Origin of the sequence: Desulfosporosinus fructosivorans, assembly GCF_004766045.1 — a bacterium.
In the GTDB taxonomy this organism is placed as follows: Bacteria; Bacillota; Desulfitobacteriia; order Desulfitobacteriales; family Desulfitobacteriaceae; genus Desulfosporosinus; species Desulfosporosinus fructosivorans.
Map to the genome: position 1 here is coordinate 199,731 of NZ_SPQQ01000003.1, position 18,687 is coordinate 218,417.

The window sequence follows — 18,687 nt, forward strand, 5'->3', positions numbered from 1 at the left end:
TACTCTGTATTTATAACGTAGTTGCGTATTTTATTCAGAAGTATGATTTTGCTCTGAGGAAGATAGGTCGCCAGGATTATTCGAAATCGGGAAGGGCGTCCCGGCTTAGTAAAGATGCACTGTGTTAGTTTATGGATTTTCTGGGTGGGAAGCGTTTGTAAGTAAGCAGACTACTTAAATGGTGCTTGCGGCGATAATTTGGTTTTTTGTGAATGCTTTTATATAATAATCATGGAGGTGTGATTGATTTGAGAGAATTTTTATTTAATCAACTAAAGGTAATTCGTAGTAACACCATTAATGCAGTGAAAGAACTCAATGAAAGCCAATCAGATTCGGTACCTGTAGGATTCAATAATAACATCCGCTGGAATCTCGGTCATATTTATTTAGTTCAAGAACACTTTGCTTTTGGCTTTACACAAGAACAAAAACAAATGATAGTACCGGATGGATTTAAAGATTTATTTTGGCTTGGCACCAAGCCCTCTGAGTGGAAGGTACACCCACCAACATTACCTGAGTTGATTCAAGTACTTCAAGATCAAACGAATCGAATAGAAGAAAAGCTTAACAACCGACTGGAAGAGACCGTTGCAAAGCCATTCACTATGCCTTCTGGATTAACATTAAAGACTATAGGCGAATTCCTTACATTTTCTATGTATCATGAAGGTAGGCATTTTGAAATAATTAAAATGTTAAATAGATTTAGTGAATAAAGCTTGTGCCTTCGCCGGTTAACGCGAATGCCTCGATACGAAAAAAGAATTTATTGTAATTAGAGACATTTCATTTTGTAACTTATCTACTTGTCGGCTCATTCCCAGATGGGGAAGGGTGTCCCGGCTTGGTAAAGAGGTGCTGTGGTAGTTAAGTGACTTTCTGGGTGGGTAGAAATTATAAATCCTAATTACTACGATCTCCTACACAAATTGAAGTGTAGGAGTTTTTTTTTATCCGTTAATTCCTTGTTTCGCCCTGTTTCGCTGTCAATCTAGAATATAGTTGTCTGAAGGATAAACCATTAAGTAAAAGGAATTAGGAAATATGACATGAGTTTTATTGTTTACTTTGTTTCATACCATCTTTGATAAAGAAAAATAATAGGAACAAGGCTTAATAACAATAAAAAAAGACCGAAATTACTCATGTTATTCATCTTGTAAAGCCCAAATCTTTGGAAAATAAATGGACTAATTATAAATGCTTGAAAAGCATCTATAATTATATTTGCTCCAAAAAATAACCAAACATTTGAATAAGTAAAATAGAATATAAGAATTGTGGTGACGGGAAGAAGACCAAAATTAAATGATGAAATATTTCTAAGAAAAAATACATTATCTGTAACATCCCACCAATGCCATACTTCTGCCATTTGCCAGTAAATTGTAGTTAAGAATATAGTAAAGAATGCAACCGATGAAAAATGTCTTACCCGTTTTGAATCTAATGGTATAAGTAAAAACCACGGTACGATAAGTAATGCCCATAATAATAATTGTCCCAATGAAGGTTACCTCACTCTCTATTTTGATTAATAACTCTCGACATAATCACTTATACATATAAATTATGCACCTATTGGGTGCTTTTTATTTTGCCTTTGAAAGGAGGTGGAAAAATGGCTAAAAAGTTAAAAGCCAAAAAGAAGTTCTAGGCATTCAATCACTTATTTATTTATTTATTTATTTATTTATTTGCCTAAAAAAGGGGGGGAGCACTGAGTGAACAAGAGGTAGCCGATCTGGCCATTGTGGACCACATTATGGCGGGGACATTAGCTGGGACCGAACATACGAAAAAAGAACCTTATATAATAAGGTCCAATGAAAGCATTTAAAAGATTTTAGCGATTAAAGTGGCTTGGGGCACATGCTAGCTCCGATGCGTTGTGTGCCAGTAGCTAAAACCAGCGTTTAAACCAGTATTTTTCGAACGCTACTTTAGCCCAATAGGCAAGCCTGGTTGGTCGTAACAAAGTAATATAAGGCTGAGGTTTCTTATAATAATGAACTGTTGAATAGCGGGCTCGACCGAACCCGGTATTCATCATACACATACCTTTTCCCTTATAAAAAAATCTAGGCTTTAACCCTTTTGATAATGAAATGATATTTTTCGCCACCACAACGGCTTGGGCATGGGCAAAAGCTCCTGCTTTTGGAGCATATGCGCCAATTACTGGTAACCTAATTGCAGTAGCATCTCCAATAGCATAAACACTGGGATAGCATGTTTCCAGGGTGCGCAGATTCACATCCACGAATCCGCTGTTGTCTACCAAGTCTGTATTACGTAGCACTTCCGGGGTCCAATGGGGAGCGACACCCAACAAAAGATCCGCAGGAATTTTTGTGCCATGATCTAAGATCAGGGCGTTCTTTTCAACTCTCAAAACCTTAGCCTCAGTAATTATTTCTATATTTTTTTCGTTAAGCATTTTTCTAACACTTTGGCCAACTTTTGGTGAAGCCAAAGGCTCAGGTGAAAAATCCGGGGTAACTATAGTAAGTTTAACTTTATGGCGAAGCCCACGTTGGCGGAAAAATTGATCAAGAAGAAACATCATTTCATAAGGAGCAGGGGGGCATTTATAAGGCAAGCTGGAAATGAAAAATACGATCTGGCCGGAAGAAAAACTGCTTAACCTTTGATTTGTTTTTATAACGTCGTTAAAATCATATGCATTTAAGGCAAATTCACTAAACCCTGGTACTGTCTCCTGATGGTACTCCACTCCAAGAGATATTATGAGATAATCGTAATCTAAATCTCCTTCATCAGTAGTTACCCGATGACCGGGTAAATCGAGTTTTATTACCTCACTACGCAAAACTTTGATTTTCTTTCTTTCTAATTGTTTCAAATCTCGGGTTATTTTTGAGGCTTTTCTCTCTCCGATCATTAAGAGAGGAAAAGAAGAAGAAAAATAGTGATTTGGTTCCCGATCAACCACTGTTACCTGCATCGAAGACCCCATGGCTTTTTTAAGAGCGTTTGCAGCAACTATGCCACCAATTCCACCGCCAAGAATTAGAGTTTTTTTCATTAATCCCACCTCAGGATTATTTTCCCCCTAAAGAAATTACTTTATCCTTTGAGATTTTTATTATGTTCAGAGAATGGCTTTTGGAAATCATTCCATTACTGTTGAGGCCTTAAGCTTAATTAATTGTTGCGGGGAATCACAAATCCAAATAAGTGCTACTCTTGGGCATCGAAAGTACCAAAGGCTGCAGCGTTGGCGAAGTATTTAGGGTAAGTTTGTATCTACATTTAGAAAGGGGAATAAGATATGTCTGACAAATTGAAATCTCGTAAACTGTGGCCCTTCGTCGGTGCCGCGATCTTGGTTTTAGTTAATTAGCAACGCCTGCTCAATCTTCCGAATAGGAGGCTATTTGATGACAGATGTAGGCATTGATTGCAACTGAGCGTCGTACTGCATGCATCCCTGTGAAGAATGGTTCATTGAGAATAACAAATGTCCCGTCTGCCAAAACAAAATCATCCGAGTTGGCGGATGCTCCGAGTGCATTACAGGGATTAGGTCGAAGTGTGGTTGAGACATTGATTTATTTAGCAGCATTTGCGTATAAAGATGTAGCTTGCTGAGATAAAATATTTTGGAGATTTGTATTAAACACGCTCTGATCAGCCATTTTTGTTAATAGTGTTGCCGTAGCAGCTCCGTAAATAGTATGTATCACAAATTTGCCAGATCATAAGGTCTGGATTTTCTGTTTCTTGGATTATTTTTACTATCATGGGAGGATATGAGCGGAAAATGTAGAAATATTAGGGTGGAATAATTTATGTGATTCCAAAGTTCTCGCACTGAGCAGAAAAGACGATATCCCCAGTTGGTCGTAGCTGATGGCATCGGAGAGGTACTTTGGAATTTGATTTAGATGAAGAACCTTATACAAGAAAAAAAGTCTTTACTGGAATGGATAGTATAAAAATGAAAGTAAAAACAGGAACTACATATTTTGAACCACTAGAAAAGCGTTTTGGGGATATTTGATTCGGATTTTAGAAAGTGTGATTGAATAACGCATTTTCCTTCACTAGCCGCACTATCGGGAAAGTTCTACGGTTCTTTGGGCCTTTGATGTAGCTCACCAATTTTACGTGAAATCACAGGCGCAGAATATTTTGGTGATGGCTGAAGCCGAACATGATATCGATCAACAAAAAGCAGGTCGACAACGATACAGGAGTGACTTAAATCCTAGAGGTGAGGAGTGGAACGATGAAGGCTTTGATCTTTTCGGCATCGTTTGGTGCCGGGCATGTGCGAGCTGCTGAAGCAATTATTGAGGAGTTGCGGATCAAGGAACCGAGCGCTGAAATTATTCATCTAGATTTTGGAGCATTTCTCAGTAAAACGGTTAATTCTGTTATGAAGAACACCTACATTGAGGTGATTAAGTATACACCAAAACTATGGCGAGAATTTTACTACCGTACCTCAAAAATCCCCCCAAATTCCTTATTACAACGGTTTTTAAACGGTCTGGGTCGACACGAATTTGAGAAATTACTTCAGAAGTTACAGCCGGATGTCGTGATTTGTACCTATCCGACCGCGGCAGGTGTATTAGCGCAACAGCGGCTTAAAGGTATTTTGAAGGTGCCTTTAGTCACAATTGTAACAGACTATACTTTGCACAGCCAATGGATTCATCTAGGAGTAGACCTTTATATTGTAGGGTGTGAAGAGGTATATGAGGGATTGGTAGCTGGGGGAATCAACCCTAACTTGATTCGGCTTACAGGAATCCCAGTGAGCCCTAAGTTTGACTTAAAATTAGATCGACTGAAACTATTGCAGGTCGGACGGCTGAACTAGCGATTGACGAAATCTTGCTACTTCTAGAACAACCTCAAGAAAATAACGGGCAGTGATTTAAGATTCAACGATCTCCAGAATAGGGGCTCTTTTTCACCTTAAAATTCTTCAGAAACTTTAGGATATAAACTTTTTTAAAGATACATGTACAGTTTTAAACCATACATTAGCTTGGGACATCGCGGGGAAATTTGTCCCAACTGAATGCTTGGATCTTGATCCGGAAGAACTTTCTAATTCATGCCCCGATGTTATGGAACCTAAAATACATGATTCAATGCTATCCAACCCGCAGTAAAATGTCGGGGAGGGGAGTACTTGCGGATTATTTATGGACTGGAATATACACTGCCAGAAAATCTGAAGAGGTTGCGCCACCGCTCATTGGGCAGGAAACGTTCCCTGGCTTTGCGGGAGTTTGCGCTGGGTATTGAGGCTTTGGAACGTTTTGTAAAGCTTGAACCTCTTTATCGGGTACATGAATGTGTGTTTGTGGTACTGGCGTTAGAAAGTGAACCAGTTGATCCGGACACATTTAAATCGTCGCTCACAGCCAAATATGGCCACAAACGAGGAATTTGGTTTAAAATATATAGACGTAATGTTAATTATTGGACGAAAGAGGATATCTATTCCAATAAGGCGAAGACGTTAGACGATAAAAAGTAACTTTGATGCATGAAAGGGATTTTTTTATGGATATGGAAAGAAAGCGGACCATCGTCTGGGACGATCCTCAAATAAACAAAAGGGATGCGGTGTCATCCCTTTCTGGACTTGATTATCTGAGGGCCATAAGGGACGGTAAAATCAGCCCGCCTCCGGTTGCAAAACTGATCGGGTACCAGATCAAGGAAGTAGACCATGGCTTTGCGGCATTTGAACTTCATCCTGGAGAGCACCACTATAATCCTTTTGCCACCGTTCATGGGGGAATCCTTTCCACGCTGCTGGATACCACAATGACTTCAGCGGTGCTTACAACGCTCCCACAGAACATAACCTGTTCGACGGTTGAGATTAAAGTGAATTTTATCAAACCGGTCAGTGCTGAAAGCAAACTGGTACGCTGTGAGGCTAGGATCATCCATATCGGAAGAAAACTAGCCACTGTTGAAGGACGCATAAAGGGCGGAAATGATGAATTATATGCTCACGGGGTGAGCACATGCCTGATTTTCAAAGTGGGGTAACCCCAAACGTTGTATAAAAAAGATGACGAAAGGTTTGGAAAACATTATACGGTTAGAGGCTGGTTCTCTCAATTTGTACCTTCGCCTAATAATCTGTCGTTAAAACGGAAATGAATGCCGTTCTTCATCGTCCCACAACTTGTAATGTGAATGTTGAAAGACGCTACGGGAATATATAACCTTAAACGGTAATCAATTCATGGATTTATTCTAATATTGAAACAGTCCATACGTTTCAGGGAAGAGAGGCCACCACAGTCATTATTCTTATGTTTAAGAATAAGACGAATACCCCAAATTTTACTAGAGATAACACTTTAGGATGGTGGGAGAGAAACAAAACCTGTGAGTAAGGAGAACTGCACTGAAAAATCGAAACAGAGGAGAAGTGTGAAAACCAGTGAACATTGACTATAATTAATCAAACATATATTATATGCGACAAAACCCTATATATAAGGTTTTGTGGCTAACTCGCTTTTATCTTAGAGGAGGGTGGAGTATGACATTGACATATCGTGATCTTTTGTTATCTGCAAAAAAAGGAGAACTAATTGTCAAAAACGATGTGATCAGATTATTGAATGTTGATTACAACTCGGATAAATTCTATGAACTATTAGCAACGGCCAATTTCTTATCTCGAACAGAATACAATAACCAAGGCTTGGTTTTTGCTCAAATAGGTATCAATGCAGAGCCTTGTTCAGCTAATTGCAAATTTTGTTCAATGGGGCAAGACCACTATTCCTTACCAATTACAGGGAGGAGAAATATTGAAGAGATACTATCAGAGCTAGATTTATTGATTACTAATGGCATTAATGATTTTTTCTTAATGACCACTGCAGATTATCCTGTCAACGATTTTATGGACATAGCGAAAGTCATAAGAAAGAGATTGCCTGACAGTATTAAATTCGTTGCAAACATAGGTGATTTCGATTATAAAACAGCAAGAAGCCTTCAAAAAATAGGCTTTACAGGGGTTTATCATATTCATCGATTAAGAGAAGGTATCGACACGAGTATAAAAGCGGAGACTAGAATAAATACTCTAAATGCAGTTCGTGATGCTGGCTTGGAATTATATTATTGTGTCGAGCCTATTGGACCTGAGCATTCCTATGATGAAATAGCGACAGAAATAATTAGAGCAAGGGACTATAACGTAAAAGTTATGGCAGTTATGCGACGAACACCCGTAAAAGGAACACCTCTATACGAAAAAGGACAAATCTCTGCTATAGAATTAACTAAAATAGCCGCAGTGGCCAGACTTGTGACTCGTCCTCAGAGAGCAATGAATGCTCATGAGGTTACTCAAATGACTTTAATAGCGGGTGTTAATCAGCTTTATGCAGAATATGGAGCCAATCCGAGAGATACAGAAGTTCAAACTGAAAAGAATAGAGGCTTCTCTGTAACGCAAGCATGGAACATGTTGTGGGAAGCAGGCTATGATACGACTAAACAATAATCATATGAGCATTACTTCGTTTTCTCCCTCTCTGAGAGCTGCCTAAGCTTTCCCCTTAGCCAAGAGTTGCTTATTCCCCATTGAAGAAGTCATTGGCGGTTGAAGCAGGAATTACGGAGTTAATGTAGAATATACTTATTGTTAGTAAATAGAGAAAATAAAATTAATAATTGCATTAAAGACCATGGAGGTCATTAGGCGGCAAGACGGCGCCTGTGATTTCTATGGTCTTTTATTATTAGAATCGAGGTGGTTGCTTTCGGGAAGATGTTGATTTAGAGAGTCTAAGTTCAGATGCATATAGGATAAGAAAAGGAAAGGTGAGAATGAGAATGAGAATGAGTAAGAGGATCATGAAGGGAAGCGCATGGCTTCTCAGTTTGCTGCTCGTAGGATTGCTGCTGACAGGTTGTTCGGCTGTTCAAGCGGGAAAGGAAGTCAAAAAGTCGGAGGCAGCTAACGTTGCAGTGACGGATCTGGTCGGACGTGAGGTAAACGTGAAAGTTCCCGCTCAACGGATTGTGGCCATCGGACCTGGATCATTAAGGCTGGTGGCTTACGCCAATGGAACTGATCGAGTTGTGGGCATTGAGGATATGGAAAAGAAAGTGCCAACCGGAAGACCGTATATGTTTGCCTATCCGGAACTTAAAGATCTTCCGACAATTGGGCAGGGTGGCATAGACACCATGCCCGACGAAGAAGCGTTGCTGAGCGTCAAGCCTGATGTTGTTTTTGTTTCCTATTTAGTGGACAAGGCTAAGGCAGATGACCTGCAGACCAAGACTGGAATTCCTGTTGTTGTCTTAAGTTATGGGGCATTGGCGACGTTTAATGAAGAGGACATTTATCGTTCCTTGGATTTGGTCGGTAGAGTTATTGGAACACAACCGAGGACAGAGGAAGTCATTAGTTACTTGAAGAAAAGTCAGGCGGATTTGGCAGAGCGCACAAAGGATATTGCAGACTCAGATAAGCCGAGCGTTTATGTGGGCGCGTTAGGGATGAAAGGAACTCAGGGCATAGAAAGCACTCAAGCTAAGTATCCGCCGTTTGTGAACATTGGAGCACGGAATGTCGCCGATGAGACTGGGCAAAGTGGTAGTTTTATGATCGAACGTGAGAAACTGGTAAGCTGGGATCCAGAGATTCTCTTTATCAATGAAGGAGGCTTCAGCAAGGTGCTTGCCGATGCTCAGAAGAATCCAGCCTTTTATCAGTCTCTGCGTGCCGTCAAGAATGGGTAGGTTTACGGCCAAATCCCCTTCAATTTCTATACCACGAACATTGATACGGCTTTGGCAGACGCATATTATGCCGGGAAAGTGATATTTCCAGAGAAATTTAAGGATATCGATCCCGTCAAAAAGAGTGATGAAATCTATAGTTTCCTCTTAGGTAACCCTGTCTATGAACAAATGGCTAAGGATTATGGGGGATTCAAGAAACTCGATTTAACGCTGCCGTAAAGAATGAGTCGGTGTATGCCACGGGTGAACGTGAGCGGTGATCATTTAGTGGAGAAAGTGAGCTGGCTGGGTGTGAATAAAAAAACTTATTTTGACGAGAAGGCCGCAAAGTGGGATACCCTTATCCAAGATGAGGTGATAATCCGCTTGCAAGATATGGTAAAAGAGCTTGTGCTGTCCCCGGGCTGTAAGGTGCTGGATCTAGGTACTGGCACGGGAGTGCTTATTCCGATGTTGATTGAGGCCGTCGGTCCATCTGGCGTGGTGGTGGGTATCGACTTTGCCCCGCAGATGCTGGCAGAAGCCCAAAAGAAGTATCAGTGGCCAAATTTGGAGTTTCTGGAGGGTGTTGCTGAGGATATTCCCATGGCAGATCAGTCAGTCGATGAAGTCGTGTGTAACTCGGCCTTTCCGCATTTTGATGATTTCAGCCTGGCAGCCCAAGAAATGGCTCGAGTGCTGAAACGTGGGGGAAGAGTTTTTGTTATTCATCCGCATAGCAGAGAGTATATTAATGAGCTACACGTGTCCCTTGGCGGTGCGGTAAGGAACTGTCTGATCCCGGAAGAAGCGGCGATGCGCGCTATTTTTTATGAGGCGGGTTTCGAGAGTATCACCCTTGAAGATGTGGCCGGGCGGTATCACTTGTCGGCAAGAAAAGCATGAGTATGGCTTGTGAGGACGTTAAATACGGGTGTTAATGTGCTTTGTTTTATTGAAGGCTGTCGTATTATCAAATGGTAATACAACAGCCTTTTTTTACTTGACGGTATAAGAGTTTATAATTATAATATGAAAGATACTTCACGTGAAGCGTGTTTCATATCCCATGGGGGTGAATTGGTGAAAAATAAAGTGAAAGAATTGCGAACCGTCGCAAATTTGACCCAACAGCAATTAGCTGATTTGGTTTGTGTTTCTTCAAGAACGATTATTTCACTGGAGAAAGGACAGTACAACCCGTCAATTATGCTAGCCTATAAAATCGCTTGCGTGTTCAACACAACGATTGAAGATTTATATGATTTGAAGGAGAATCTAGAGAATGAAGAGAAAGATATATAACAAAAAGAAATTTTGGAGTGGGATCGGATTTTTATTTTTGGCGGCGATTGCAATTCCACTAGATATTATACGCTTTGAGGAGCTCAGTACCATGAGGAATATTAAACATGTTCTAATTGATACTTTTTGCATCCTAGCCGGTGTAACATCAGTCTATAGAAGTTTAAGCAATAGTTGCACCAAAGAAGATCAACAAAATGATGATGAGCGCGAAAAACTAGTTACTCTAAAATCGAAAAGCAGTGCCTTTAGCATTACGTTTTACATTTGCGCTACTATTGCCGCGTTAACCCTTCTTGCATTTACAAAAACAAGACAAGAGGAATTTATGGGTATTTTTATTGGAATTGGAATCGTTCCTACAATTATGATAATTACGGAAATAAGTTGTTATTTCTATCATGATAAACGAACTTAAGTGTTCAAGAAAATAAGTATTCTAAGAACTTCAATGATGACCCGAAGGGAATGGTTATGAACATGAAAGAAATAATCCACATCTGCTGTTCTGATAGCGGAAGAGGAGGCTTGAAACAGGCAATTAAGGAAGACTGGATTGAAGGTGAAAGAGTGATTAGCTTTGTCGACGATTTATCCAATGGTCCAATTCAATGGATTGACGATGCTAATAGCAGAATAGATTGGTGTCTGAGTACTTTATCACAGGAATTTAAGGACATTGCTGAAGGCGTGAAATCCGATTATCGGGAATTCCATGAAGAAATCAAGAGAATAAGCAATGAGGAGATCTACCTTTGGTACGCAAGAAATGGGAAAGAAATGTGCGGCTTGCGCTATATTCTTTCGCTGCTAGAGAATAAAATCGGTCAGATACATACTATTGATGTGTCTGAAAAGACGTTTGTCATCGATCAGAATCATTTTACTCCTCGATGGGTTGGAGAGATTGCTCCGAAAAGGTTTATAGAATTACTGCCGTATAAACATTTAATGACGCCAGATTATTATCTTCAGCTCATCGAGTCTTGGGAAACGTTAAAAGCCGAAAATGCGGTATTAAGAATACCTAACGGCACTGAAGTCATTGGTGTTTCTGAAGATTACCTAGATGATTTTATATTGCAATACACAGAGACATCGTTTAGGAAATGTGCAAGGACAGTGGGAGAGGCGCTTGGACATAGCGAGATCCCTGTGACGGATTATTTTATCTTTTGGAGGGTATTGGGGATGATAAAGACTAAAAAAATATTATATAGAGGGAAGCTAGGTGTTATGAGAGAGATGGAGATAAAAAGAGGCAGTGTATCGAATTAACACAGATCAACAACACTGAGCCAATAAATCTATTGACCAACAAGGATATAACCTTAAGGAAAGTCATGAAGGCTTTTTTAGGGATTTTTACCTAAATGTTTTATTTTTGGGATGACGGCAACAGCTGGTGTTGCAGTTGTTTGATTAACAACACTTGTAATTACATAAATGTATGTGGCCATTAAGGTCTTGGAAAACCATGGAGGTTTGACTCATTAGAGTCAACTTCGTGGTTTTTTTTGTTTCTTGATTAGCCAAAGCCGACGATCGACAGTTCATCGTGTTTTTGTATGTTGAATCTTTTGCAGAGTTCAATATACTTACAAAAAAATTCCTCCTGATTTTGTCACCAATGTTCTTGTGACATTGGTGACCCTTTTTTCGACAAACTTGCTTGGTTGAATTTACCTTTAGCACCCACGACGGATGAGAGATGTAAGGATATTTGTGTTTCTTAGCATAGTTATATCCTCGCTGAGGTGCAAGGAATCATGCTTGAGGGAATTAAAGATAAGCACGGCAATAAAGACTGGTACGTGATGAAAGGGAAGAAATTGTAAGGTCAAGACTGGACTGCTCACTGCAGAAACAAAAGCTCTGAAGCTGGCTCATTAGAGAATCAGCTTCAGAGCTTTTGTTTCTGCAGTTGTACTATCTCTTAGAACGTTCTTTATCACAAAGCTACTCACAGACATTTCGTTACAAAAGTTGCCTTTCCCACGGATATTCCAAGATTGTTATTGACATATGTCGTAAACAGAGTATAATAAAAACGTTAAGGGCATATGTTCATAACTTGATGAGAAGGTGATGAACATGCCGGGTAGAGATGGAACAGGTGTTATGGGACAAGGCGCGAAGAGTGGAAGAGGTTTAGGGAATTGCAAGGGAGCAAATGCTGCTGTTCGCAACGGTGGTGGTTTAGGTTTAGGGAACAGAAGAGGTGATCCAAAGGCTGTAACCAATTCAACAGTATCTCAAACACAAAAGGAAATGTTGCAAGAGCAAAAAGAATTGTTTGAACGCAGACTTGATAGCATAAGCAAGCAGCTAAATAACCTGTAAAAGGTATCAAAAGTGGCAAGAGGTAGGATTTGCAGAGTCGTTAGTCAATGGAAAAGTACTAAGGGGGGAGGGCGGAGATTACAAACTTTGTGATGACCATGAAAAATCATGCGGAAATGGCAGCTGTCGAAGACATCGATGCGGCAGAGTTTTGCGTGAAGAGAATGAAACAACGATGACAAATCAAAAGGAGGATACTCAATGAAAATTGCAATGCCAGTAGACGACAAAATAATCAAAACGAATATCAGCCAATCCTTTGGACGCGCACCCTATTTGCTTATTTATGATACAGAATCGAAAGAGAGCCTATTTCTAGATAATAGCGCAGCAGCCAGCCAAGGTGGCGCAGGGATCAAGGCTGCACAAACTATCGTAGATAACAAGGTGACTGCTTTACTTACCCCAAGATGTGGCGAAAATGCTGCGGAGGTAATTAATAAGGCCAATATTCAAATGTTTAAAGTGATCAATGATTCTGTTGAGGATAATGTTAAGGCACTAAAGGATGGAAAATTAGCGTTGCTTGTCGATATCCATGCTGGGTTCCATAACCATGGAGGGAAATAACATGAAGATTGCTGTGCTAAGTGGCAAGGGTGGCACAGGGAAAACACTTGTATCGGTAAACCTGGCTGCAGTAGCTAAGCAATCGATCTATATTGACTGTGATGTGGAAGAGCCAAACGGGCATCTGTTTTTCAAGCCAGTGAATATTGCATCAGAAAAAATCTTGATCAAGATTCCTGTAGTCGATGAAACACTTTGTAATGGCTGCCGTAAATGTGCTGATTTTTGTAAATTTAACGCCTTAGCCTATATCAACAACAAGCTGTTAATCTTTGATGAGGTTTGTCATTCTTGTGGTGGATGCGTGTTGATTTGCCCTGAGAAAGCCTTGTTGGAAATGGAAAAACCCATCGGAGAAGTTCAAACAGGGGCTTCGGAAAATGTCACGGTAATTACCGGCATCTTGAATCCTGGTGAAGCGTCGGGCATCCCGATTATTAAAAAGCTTTTAAAGGATATTACTGACAATAAAGGAGTCTCGTTGATCGATTGTCCACCCGGGAGTGCGTGTATTGTCATGGAAAGTATCAAGGATGCCGATTATTGTATATTTGTGGCAGAGCCAACCTTGTTTGGTGTTCATAATCTCAATATGGTTCATGAGCTGGTAACGTTATTTGACAAACCGCATGGTGTAGTGCTGAACAAGTGTCTCGATGGAGAAAATCCTGCCGAAAAATTCTGTATAGAAAAGGGTATAACGATTTTAGGCAAGATCCCCTATGACAATGAGCTCGGAACATTGAACTCAAATGCGTTAATCTCAGTAAGAGAGGCTGAGAAGTATCGGGATATGTTCTCTTCCTTGCTTCAAACAGTGACTAAGGAGGTGACAACATGAAACAGTTATTAATCCTTAGCGGCAAGGGTGGTACAGGAAAAACAACGATTGCCAGTGCTTTTATAAAGTTATCAAAGGCCAAAGCTTATGCCGATTGTGATGTGGATGCACCCAATTTGCATCTGGTCATGAATCAGGTATCAGAAGCCAAACGAACCGACTATTTTGGATTACCTAAGGCAGAGATCGATTTAGATTTATGTGTGCAATGTGATTTGTGCAGACAAAATTGTCGGTTCGATGCCATTCATGCGGGAGCTGAATATAAGGTTGATTACTACGCCTGTGAAGGGTGTGGCGTTTGCGAAGCGGTTTGTCCAGCACGTGCTGTAACGCTCAAACGTTCCGTAGCAGGAGAATTAATGCTATATGCCGATGATACAGTGTTTTCTACGGCAGAGCTTAAAATGGGGAGTGGCACTTCGGGGATGCTGGTCACTAATGTAAAAAAGGCGATGAAGTTAGCTGCCCAAAATATTGACTTGGCAATCATTGATGGGTCGCCAGGGATAGGATGTCCAGTCATTGCTTCACTAAGCGGTGTCGATATGGTCTTGATTGTTGCAGAACCGTCAATATCAGGCATCAGCGATATGGAACGCATTATTAAAACGGCTGAAAAATTTCAAACCAGCATTGCGGTTTGCATCAATAAATATGATACCAACCTTGGAAACACTGAACGAATTGAAGAATTTTGTCAAACACACAAGATTCCTTTTGCTGGAAGAATACCCTTTGATCCAGAAGCTGTGAAAGCAATCAATAATAGTCAAAGTATTGTCGATATCGATTGTTCATCCGGGCGTGCTACAAAAGAAGTTTTTGATAAGACAATTAAAATATTATTCGATGGAGGTTTGACGTTACAGGTCAAACGTTAGAGCTTAAAGGAAATCATTAGACATATGGCCTAACATTGATATTCTTGTCCAGTTGCCGATTGATTACTAAAACTACAGATTTTATGTTTGTGATCAATGCATGATGGATGTCGACGGTGACTGGCTCGATTATATAGCTAAATTTAAGAAAAAAATGGAGGAAACAAAATGAAGATCGCAGTTGCAAGTTTGAATGGTATGGTTACGGAGCATTTTGGCTATTGTGAGAGCTTTAGTATTTTTGAAACAGAGAACAATGTAATTACTAAGAATGAAAGCATACCAAACCCTGGACATAAGCCTGGCTTTTTACCTAATTTCTTAAATGACATGGGCGTGAATGTTATCATTGCTGGCGGCATGGGTGGTAGTGCCGTTAATATCTTCAACGAGAAAGGTATTGAAGTTATTACAGGGGCTAAAGGAAGTTCTGAGGCCGCAGCAAATAGCTATTTACAGGGTGCGCTTAAATCTACTGGCTCTGTTTGTCACGAGCATCAGCATCACGATGAATGCGGAAATTAGGAGATCGGCTTAAGCAATTGCTTGATCTTGAATTCCTTGAAGATGGTAGTCTGCAACAACTTGTAGCTTCAAGAAAGTGAACTCGTTTAGCTAAAGCTGAACGAGTTTTACTCCGGTGGAGGGTCGAGTTTGCCGTGGCGGTATTGTTCGAGCTGGTGATCTGGTAGAAGTAATGAAAACTTCCTCTAAGTGATTGAAACTAAACCGGTACATTTGAAATGAGGTGGCGGAAAGAATTGTATTCGGATAAAGTTATAGAGCATTTTATGTGTCCGCAGAATGTTGGCAGCATGCCAGATGCAGATAGCGAAGGAACTGTAGGAGATCCAAACTGCGGGGATTGTTTGACTATATACATTAAGGTGCTGGATGATGTCATCATAGAGATTAGCTTTTTAGTGTTTGGTTGTACTGCATCGATTGCAACTAGTAGCATGACAACAGTTTTGGCAAAAGGCAAGAGCCTTGAAGCTGCCCTGGGGATTACCGAACAGGATATCATTGATGCCTTGGGAGGGTTGCCTATGGCGAAACAGCATTGCTCTAATCTGGGAGTAGGCGCATTGCGTAAAGCTATTCATAATTATCGACAAACGCTTGGAATATCTAATGATCACAAGGCACTAACCGATTAAAAGGCGTAGTTTAGGGAGGCAGTATCGTGAGCGATTCGTGTAATAGTTGTTCAGCTGCGGAACTTGCGATTGACCCACTTTTGGCTGAGTTATCAGATGCCGGTAAAATTGAAGAATATCAATCTCCATCCTTTGATCAAATTGCGCAATGTTTAGCAGAACAGATTAAGGCGAACAGTGATGAAGACGGAGTGCAAACCGATCCTAAATCATGAAGCGGAAATTGAAGGACTGTTATGAAATTATTTGAATCTGCAACACTAAGTCCAACCGGTTAAAAACAGATTTATTGACATATGCCTAAAATGGGATATAAATATTATAATTTTCACAATGCCTTGTGCACACCATTCGGTCAAATTATGAGATATATGGGAACCTTGGTATCCGTTACTGAAACTGTAGTTTCAGCGAGATTCGATTTGAAAACGTATTTTTGAGGAGGATTTATCATGAGAAAAACTGATGTATTGGTTATTGGAGGAAGCGCTGGAGGAATATTAACAGCAACGACTTCAAAAAAGGTTTACAAAGATAAGAGCGTTTTGCTTGTAAGAAAGACCGGTACTGTTATGGTACCTTGTGGAATCCCGTATATTTTTGGGACCTTAAATGATACTGCAAAGAACAGGATTCCTGATACAATAATCACAAATGTTGGGGTCAATCTTGTGGTGGATGAAGTTACTAAAATAAATAAAGAAAACAAAACTGTCTTTTTGTCCAATGGTGAAGAAATTGCTTATGACAAATTAGTATTGGCGATAGGGTCGACTCCGATCATTCCGAAATTCATTGAAGGGTTTAACCTGGAAAATGTTTTTCCTATTCTAAAGAGTGAGGTATATCTTCAAGATTTATTAGAGAAATTAAAGGCCATGCAGGATGTTGTTGTTATTGGTGGCGGATTCATTGGTGTAGAATTTGCCGAACAACTTCAGAAAAATGGAAAGAACGTCACTCTCGTAGAAGTGGCCGAAAGATGTTTATGGCAAGCTTTTGACAATGAAGCCTGTGAAACAGCTGAAGAAGCAATGAAATCCAATGGAATCACAATAAAAACAGGGATAAAGGTCAATCGGATCATAGGCACTGATAAAGTTCAGTCTGTTGAAGTTGAAGGTGGAGAAAGCATAAAGGCAGATGCCGTTATTTTAGGAATGGGCGTGATCCCGAATTCTGCATTGGCACAAGAGGCCGGTATATCAATCAACGCTCAAGGAGCGATCTTGGTCGACGAATATATGAGAACCAGTGAAAAAGATATTTTTGCCGTTGGTGATTGTGCTGAAAAAAGATGTTTCTTCACGAATAAAAACATACCGATAATGCTTGCCTCGACAGCCGCTATGGAAGCGAAGGTTGCGGCGGCAAATTTGTTCGGATTAAAGTATGTTAGAGCAAACAAAGGAACCATTAGTGCCTTTTCTACTAAGATATATAATAAAACATACGCTGCCGCTGGACTTACAGAAAGAAGAGCTTCTGAAGAAGGATTTGAAATTGTGATTGGGCAGTTTACAACCATGGATAAGCACCCAGGATCATTGCCGGGAGCGAGTAAAATTGAATTAAAAATGATTTTCATTAAGACTTCAGGTGTTCTGCTCGGTGCTCAGATCGTGGGAGGCGATTCTGTAGGAGAGATGATTAATATTTTAAGCCTTGCCATCCAACAGGGCCTCACTGCTAATGAACTGAATACGTTCCAGGTTGCAACACACCCTCTAATAACGTCATCTCCAATCGCTTATCCAATTAATGCAGCAGCGCTAGATGCCATGACAAAATGACAGCGCGGGCTTACGATCGATTATTATTATAGGAGAACCATAATACAATAAAAACTGTGCACTGCCGGGATCAGGAGCCTGGGCTTTGCGCTCAGCATTTGGTGGAGGTAGTAAGAGAACGGTTTGGCAATCCTCGCATCACCTTTATCGGTTACCATACCGACAGAAATGGTTCAACGTTCAGGAGGATCAGCATATGACGTGAACAAAAGCCATGAAACTGACTCAATGGAGTCAGTTTCATGGCTTTTTGGGGAAAGGAGTTATAGTCGTTGGATTTCAGAAAATTATTGAGCATATGCCCTGAAAAATGTTGACTAAAACAAATCGGTTTTTTTGTTTGTCACCTGCGCTGCACTGGTTATAGGGTATATCAAAAGAAAGGGCGGCGCGCGTTCGGATGTGGTGATTGGCTTATTTTGGTCGTTAGGAATGGCTTTAGGCATCCTTTTTGTAGCTTTAATGCCTGGGTATCCTCCCGATATGTCTTCCTACCTTTTCGGCAGCATTTTGTCTGTCACTAGGGCAGATATTTATTTAATGTTAGGTTTGACCTTGCTTGTGATGCTTGTGGTTATTATGCTTTTCAACTACTGGAAGGCTTATCTGTTTGACGAGGAATTTGTTGCCATAATGGGAATAAACACTGCTTTTCTTGAGTATTTGCTTCTTTTACTTATTGCAATGACGGTGGTAGTATTAATACGTGTAGTAGGAATCATTCTAGTCCTAGCGCTACTGACGGCAGCTGCGGCAGTTGCGGGAATACTTGCTTCAAGCCTTAAATCAAGAATGATTCATGCGATTATTTGGGGAAATGCTTTTTGTATTTCTGGCCTCTGGGTGTCTTATCAAGCGAACATCGCCTCAGGAGCCTCTATCGTGATTATATCGGTCATAGGCTATCTGTTTTCCTATGTAGTACATTCACTATATTGTACGCTAAAAAGAAAACGAATCACGGCAGCTTTAAGCAGGTCTGTTCCATAAGGGTCAACATCTTGGTCAATTAACATGAGAAATAGAGG

At 40.4% G+C, this 18,687-nt stretch carries 21 protein-coding genes and 2 pseudogenes; 21 read left to right on the forward strand and 2 right to left on the reverse strand.

What is annotated here, in order from left to right; genetic code table 11:
• Positions 1 to 248 precede the first annotated feature (248 nt).
• The gene (locus E4K67_RS09020; protein ID WP_135546094.1) at positions 249 to 722 is read left to right on the forward strand and encodes a DinB family protein; all 474 of its coding nucleotides are present in this window, start codon (positions 249 to 251) and stop codon (positions 720 to 722) included.
• Between the two features lie 347 nt (positions 723 to 1,069).
• Here the strand turns inward: E4K67_RS09020 and E4K67_RS09025 are convergent, their stop codons facing one another.
• Together E4K67_RS09025 and E4K67_RS09030 are read right to left on the reverse strand one after the other, a co-directional pair.
• Positions 1,070 to 1,513 carry a hypothetical protein gene (locus E4K67_RS09025; RefSeq protein ID WP_135546095.1) on the reverse strand — a complete coding sequence of 148 codons (444 nt, stop codon included), beginning with the start codon at positions 1,511 to 1,513 and terminating at the stop codon, positions 1,070 to 1,072.
• A 396-nt stretch (positions 1,514 to 1,909) separates the two neighbouring features.
• Positions 1,910 to 3,055, reverse strand: a complete 1,146-nt coding sequence (locus tag E4K67_RS09030; protein ID WP_135546883.1) for an NAD(P)/FAD-dependent oxidoreductase — start codon at positions 3,053 to 3,055, stop codon at positions 1,910 to 1,912.
• Positions 3,056 to 3,901: 846 nt separating this feature from the next.
• Here E4K67_RS09030 and E4K67_RS31080 point away from each other — a divergent pair.
• The 20 genes and pseudogenes from E4K67_RS31080 (at position 3,902) to E4K67_RS09120 (ending at position 18,649) form a co-directional block, all read left to right on the forward strand.
• Positions 3,902 to 4,033: a hypothetical protein gene (locus E4K67_RS31080; protein WP_274594840.1), complete on the forward strand. Its 132-nt coding sequence runs from the start codon at positions 3,902 to 3,904 to the stop codon at positions 4,031 to 4,033.
• Between the two features lie 228 nt (positions 4,034 to 4,261).
• Positions 4,262 to 4,843 (forward strand): annotated as a pseudogene (locus tag E4K67_RS09035) (MGDG synthase family glycosyltransferase); the annotation flags it as partial.
• A 300-nt stretch (positions 4,844 to 5,143) separates the two neighbouring features.
• Positions 5,144 to 5,530 (forward strand): hypothetical protein, encoded by a 387-nt coding sequence (locus tag E4K67_RS31730; RefSeq protein ID WP_476728667.1) that lies wholly within the window; start codon positions 5,144 to 5,146, stop codon positions 5,528 to 5,530.
• A 26-nt stretch (positions 5,531 to 5,556) separates the two neighbouring features.
• Entirely contained in the window at positions 5,557 to 6,054 is a 498-nt protein-coding gene (locus E4K67_RS09045) for a PaaI family thioesterase (RefSeq protein ID WP_243454399.1), read from the forward strand.
• Between the two features lie 502 nt (positions 6,055 to 6,556).
• Positions 6,557 to 7,534: a biotin synthase BioB gene (locus E4K67_RS09050; protein WP_243454400.1), complete on the forward strand. Its 978-nt coding sequence runs from the start codon at positions 6,557 to 6,559 to the stop codon at positions 7,532 to 7,534.
• A gap of 332 nt (positions 7,535 to 7,866) precedes the next feature.
• Positions 7,867 to 8,781 carry an iron ABC transporter substrate-binding protein gene (locus E4K67_RS09055; RefSeq protein WP_338031853.1) on the forward strand — a complete coding sequence of 305 codons (915 nt, stop codon included), beginning with the start codon at positions 7,867 to 7,869 and terminating at the stop codon, positions 8,779 to 8,781.
• Positions 8,782 to 8,832: 51 nt separating this feature from the next.
• Complete coding sequence (locus tag E4K67_RS31310) at positions 8,833 to 9,003, forward strand: iron ABC transporter substrate-binding protein (RefSeq protein ID WP_338031854.1); 171 nt, start codon at positions 8,833 to 8,835, stop codon at positions 9,001 to 9,003.
• A 48-nt stretch (positions 9,004 to 9,051) separates the two neighbouring features.
• Complete coding sequence (locus E4K67_RS09060) at positions 9,052 to 9,669, forward strand: class I SAM-dependent methyltransferase (protein WP_243454401.1); 618 nt, start codon at positions 9,052 to 9,054, stop codon at positions 9,667 to 9,669.
• A gap of 177 nt (positions 9,670 to 9,846) precedes the next feature.
• Complete coding sequence (locus tag E4K67_RS09065; RefSeq protein WP_135546098.1) at positions 9,847 to 10,068, forward strand: helix-turn-helix transcriptional regulator; 222 nt, start codon at positions 9,847 to 9,849, stop codon at positions 10,066 to 10,068.
• Positions 10,049 to 10,486, forward strand: a complete 438-nt coding sequence (locus E4K67_RS09070) for a hypothetical protein (protein WP_135546099.1) — start codon at positions 10,049 to 10,051, stop codon at positions 10,484 to 10,486. The genes E4K67_RS09065 and E4K67_RS09070 overlap by 20 nt, the downstream gene beginning before the upstream one ends.
• A gap of 56 nt (positions 10,487 to 10,542) precedes the next feature.
• The gene (locus E4K67_RS09075) at positions 10,543 to 11,346 is read left to right on the forward strand and encodes a DUF1835 domain-containing protein (protein ID WP_206752187.1); all 804 of its coding nucleotides are present in this window, start codon (positions 10,543 to 10,545) and stop codon (positions 11,344 to 11,346) included.
• A gap of 816 nt (positions 11,347 to 12,162) precedes the next feature.
• Positions 12,163 to 12,411 (forward strand): DUF5320 domain-containing protein, encoded by a 249-nt coding sequence (locus E4K67_RS09080; protein WP_135546101.1) that lies wholly within the window; start codon positions 12,163 to 12,165, stop codon positions 12,409 to 12,411.
• 201 nt (positions 12,412 to 12,612) lie between these two features.
• On the forward strand, positions 12,613 to 12,981 hold the full coding sequence (locus E4K67_RS09085) for a NifB/NifX family molybdenum-iron cluster-binding protein (protein ID WP_135546102.1): 369 nt from the start codon (positions 12,613 to 12,615) through the stop codon (positions 12,979 to 12,981).
• Between the two features lies 1 nt (position 12,982).
• A pseudogene (locus tag E4K67_RS09090) lies at positions 12,983 to 13,841 on the forward strand (nucleotide-binding protein).
• Complete coding sequence (locus E4K67_RS09095; protein WP_135546104.1) at positions 13,819 to 14,706, forward strand: ATP-binding protein; 888 nt, start codon at positions 13,819 to 13,821, stop codon at positions 14,704 to 14,706. The pseudogene E4K67_RS09090 and the gene E4K67_RS09095 overlap by 23 nt, the downstream one beginning before the upstream one ends.
• Before the next feature lie 168 nt (positions 14,707 to 14,874).
• On the forward strand, positions 14,875 to 15,231 hold the full coding sequence (locus E4K67_RS09100; RefSeq protein WP_135546105.1) for a NifB/NifX family molybdenum-iron cluster-binding protein: 357 nt from the start codon (positions 14,875 to 14,877) through the stop codon (positions 15,229 to 15,231).
• 218 nt (positions 15,232 to 15,449) lie between these two features.
• Positions 15,450 to 15,866, forward strand: coding sequence for an iron-sulfur cluster assembly scaffold protein (locus E4K67_RS09105; protein ID WP_135546106.1), 417 nt, complete (start codon positions 15,450 to 15,452; stop codon positions 15,864 to 15,866).
• Between the two features lie 26 nt (positions 15,867 to 15,892).
• Positions 15,893 to 16,081: a hypothetical protein gene (locus E4K67_RS09110; protein ID WP_199242501.1), complete on the forward strand. Its 189-nt coding sequence runs from the start codon at positions 15,893 to 15,895 to the stop codon at positions 16,079 to 16,081.
• A gap of 237 nt (positions 16,082 to 16,318) precedes the next feature.
• On the forward strand, positions 16,319 to 17,659 hold the full coding sequence (locus E4K67_RS09115; RefSeq protein ID WP_135546107.1) for an FAD-dependent oxidoreductase: 1,341 nt from the start codon (positions 16,319 to 16,321) through the stop codon (positions 17,657 to 17,659).
• 336 nt (positions 17,660 to 17,995) lie between these two features.
• The gene (locus tag E4K67_RS09120) at positions 17,996 to 18,649 is read left to right on the forward strand and encodes a metal ABC transporter permease (RefSeq protein WP_135546108.1); all 654 of its coding nucleotides are present in this window, start codon (positions 17,996 to 17,998) and stop codon (positions 18,647 to 18,649) included.
• The last annotated feature ends 38 nt before the right edge of the window (positions 18,650 to 18,687 follow it).